Origin of the sequence: Candidatus Poriferisodalis multihospitum, assembly GCF_028283155.1 — a bacterium.
In the GTDB taxonomy this organism is placed as follows: domain Bacteria; phylum Actinomycetota; class Acidimicrobiia; order Acidimicrobiales; family Poriferisodalaceae; genus Poriferisodalis; species Poriferisodalis multihospitum.
In genome coordinates this window covers 1-3439 of sequence record NZ_JAPYOK010000048.1, presented here as the reverse complement: position 1 = coordinate 3439, position 3439 = coordinate 1, and the positions used below count along the sequence as shown (strand labels likewise).

Here is a 3439-nt window from a genome sequence, read left to right as displayed (position 1 = left end):
GTCTGGATCTCGGTGCTGCCGTCCACGTAGCTCGCTATGCGGGCGCCGACGAGGTGGTGGCCCCCGGGGTGGTCGCTGCGCAGGCCCTCAGCACCCATGGCTTGGATGCATGTGGCGATGTCGGCCTCGGCCGTTTCGGTGGCGAACTTCTTGGCGTGGGCGGCGGGCAAGATCGCCCCGGTCGCGTCGCCAGTACGCAGCGATTCGGTCACCGCTTCGACGGCTCGCCGGGTGAGCAGCCGGGCGGCCTCGAGGCGGTTCTGCACGCCCGCCAGCTTCCAGGCGAGTCCCTGGTGGGCGATGACGGGCTTGCCGAACGCTTCGCGCTCGGCGCCGTAGCGCACTGCGCTCGCCAGCGTGGCTTCCACCATGGCGCAGCACATGGCCGCGACATAGGTGCGGGCGCCGTTCACGCTCGACAGGGCCGCGATGAAGGCTTCTCCCGCGGGGCTGAGGAGGTCATCGGCTTCGGCAACGTAGCCGTCCAGCCGGAAGCCGCCCGTCCCGATGAGATGGCCGCCGGCCAGCTCGTAGGGCGGCAGCCGTTCGAAGCCGGGCCGGGTGCCGTCGATGAGGAACAGCGCGATGCCACGACCCCGAGAGCCTGGTTCGGTCTGCGCGTAGCAGAAGATGACGTCGGAGTGCGCGGCATTGGTGATCCAGGCCTTGGCGCCATCGAGCCGCCATCTGCCGTCGACGGGCGTCGCGGTGGTGGCGATGTTGGCGAAGTCGCTGCCTGCGCCCGGTTCGGTCAGCGCGGTGGAACCGAAGCGGCGACCGGCCATCAGGTCGGCCAGGTACAGCTCACGGTGGCGTTCGGTGCCGCGCTGCGCCACTCGTGCTGCAACGTTGCCGGAATTGACGAGGCTGAACGCGAACGGCATCGAGACAGCGCTGAGCACCTCGGTGATTCGGCACTTCTGGGCGAAGCTCATCCCGAGCCCGCCCAGTGCGGTGGGCACTTCCATGGCCAGCAGCCCGATCCCGGATGCCTCCTGCAGGGCCTCGGGCGCCATGCGCTTCTCGGTCTCCCAGCGATTCACGCCGGGGGCCACGACGGTGTCCCGGAAGTGGGCGACCTCGCTCACGAACGCCTCGAATGCCGCAGCTTCCATGCCGGCGATGGGATCGTCAACAGTGCCGGGGCTGTCGGAGTCGGCGGCGTCAGCGGCGCTGGCGGTCATCACGGCGACGGTAGCAGCGGCGACCCGGGGCCAGCCCGGAGCCGACAGAGCTCGGCCACCTACGCTGCGGCGTTGTGGTTGGGCGGCACACTGTCACCGAAGCTTTCACAGATGCGCGCTTGTCCGACGTGCTCAGCCAAGACTTGGACATCCCGTATCAGGGTCCAACGGCCGCCGTAGCAGCCGTAGTGCGAACCGGTGAGCGCGGACCCGAGATGCTGTTCATCGAGCGCGCGATCCGCAACGGGGACCCGTGGTCGGGTCACATGGCGTTTCCGGGCGGCCGCACCGAGCCTGATGACGATGACACGTTCGACACGGCAGTGCGCGAGAGCCGCGAGGAAATCGGATTCGACATCACCGCGGACGCCGGGGTTCGCTGGCTCGGCCGGCTCAATGACCTGGAAGGCAACCCGCGTTGGCGCGGCGCCGCCCTGCGGGTGACCCCGCACGTCTGCTGGCTCGAGGGCGACCGTCCCGAATTGACCCTCAACTACGAAGTCGCCGACGCGTTCTGGGTGTCGGCGCTGGAGTTGGCTGATCCGGGGCGCCACATCGATTACCACTACCCGCCGAGGCCCGACGAACGCTTCCCGGGAATCGAAGTGGGACACGGACGCGTGATCTGGGGCATGACCCTGCGGATGTTGCAGGACATGTTCACCCGCGCAGGCCACCCGCTGCCCATCCAGTTCAGCCCGTCGAGCTGAGCCCAAAGAAAACAAGAGAGGGGTGCCGGCCCGGTCGGCGCTCTCGGCCGCTGTCCAGCCCGACGGCGCACCCGTACCCGGCCCGCTGGGGCGCGGCCACCTCGGTTCTTGGGGCAGAAGCAACTCGGGGGAGTGAGTCTTGAAAGACTATGGAATAGATCAGTCATTAGCAAAATAGAACGTAACGGCCCTGTAACATTCGTTTGTACGAAGCAACGTTCGTTTGTCACAGGGTGCCGGTAGAGTGAACGCATGTTCTCTCAGGTGCGGCAGGCGCTTGACTCGCTCGCAGCAGCGCTCGACGGCGTCGATGCGGCGCCTACGGCGGAGTTGCGCAAAGCGCTGGGGCTGGCCAAGCCGCTGCGCGCCAGGCTCGAGACGCTCGAAACGGCCGTGGCGTCGCAGATTGCGCGGCGCGAATGCCACGGCGACGGCGGCGCTGGCGTGCTGCATCAGGTCGCCGCCGTGCCGCGTTCGGATGCGGCGCGCAATGTGCGCGTGGCCGCGGAGCTTGAGCAGCTTCCCGAAGCCCAATCCGCGCTGACCCAAGGTGAGATGAGCATGGCGAACGCCGCTCGTCTGGCCCGCGCTGCACGTCATACCAGCCCCGAAGCAGTGCAGGGCGATGCCGAACTGGTAAGCCTCGCCAAAACGCTGCCACCCGACGAGTTCGCCCACGCATCCCAGCGCTGGACTGCGAAGCACCAGAGTGCCGCAGACCTCACCGAGCGGCATCGCCGTAACCGGCGCAACCGCAACGTGCGCTTCTGGAACGGCGAAGACGGCACCGTGCAGATGCGCGGCGCGTTCGACGCGGAGATGGGCGCCCGCATCCAGGCCCGAATCCGCGCTGAGGCCGAACGCCTCCGCCAGGCCGACCGCCGACTGCAACGCAATCGCGCAGCCGCGAATTCCGACGACTCCGCCCTGCGCGATGCTGGCCTGCGCGAGGCAGCGCACGCCGGTGCCGCAGTCAACGGCTCATCAGGCACCAACGCCGTGCGGACACGCGATCAACGCATGGCTGACGCTCTCGATCGCATTCTCAGCCACGCCGCGCCTGCGACTACCCATTGCGGCACCGTCGCCGGAAGCACAGACGGCAGCGACGAGTCGTCGGCAGGCAGTGGCTCCACCTCCGGAGAAGAGGTCAGCCTGCCGAGGGGCGGCACGTTGGGTGATGGCACGCCCCGCAGCGACGCCAGCACGGCCCACAAGCGCCCGTCCACGCAGATGATCGTGAGGGCTGAGCTCGCAGACCTGCTCGGCGAGCACGGCGGTATCGGCGAGGTGGCCGGCACCGGCCCGATTCCTGCGAGCGTCGTCGACAGACTCTGCTGCAATGCCGACATCTCGGTTGTGCTGTTCGGCAAGCAGCTCACACCCCTCTACGAGGTCACCGCCGCACGAGCACCCACCGCAGCCCAGCGCCGCGCCCTGATCGCCCGCGACGGCGCATGCATCGGCTGCGGTGCTGTGCCCGACGAGTGCGAAGCGCACCACATCATCCCTTGGAGACGCGGCGGCCTCACCCAGATCGACAAC

2 protein-coding genes and 1 pseudogene are annotated in these 3439 nt (G+C 68.4%); 2 read left to right on the top strand and 1 reads right to left on the bottom strand.

Annotated elements, in window-relative coordinates; genetic code table 11:
- Positions 1–1184 (bottom strand): acyl-CoA dehydrogenase family protein (locus VI480_RS04590; protein WP_323671639.1); only part of this gene is annotated, 1184 nt, incomplete at its 3' end.
- 128 nt (positions 1185–1312) lie between these two features.
- On the opposite strand from VI480_RS04590, the gene VI480_RS04585 reads away from it, so the two are divergent.
- Positions 1313–1894, top strand: coding sequence for a CoA pyrophosphatase (locus VI480_RS04585; protein WP_323671640.1), 582 nt, complete (start codon positions 1313–1315; stop codon positions 1892–1894).
- Positions 1895–2146: 252 nt separating this feature from the next.
- A pseudogene (locus tag VI480_RS04580) lies at positions 2147–3439 on the top strand (DUF222 domain-containing protein); the annotation flags it as partial.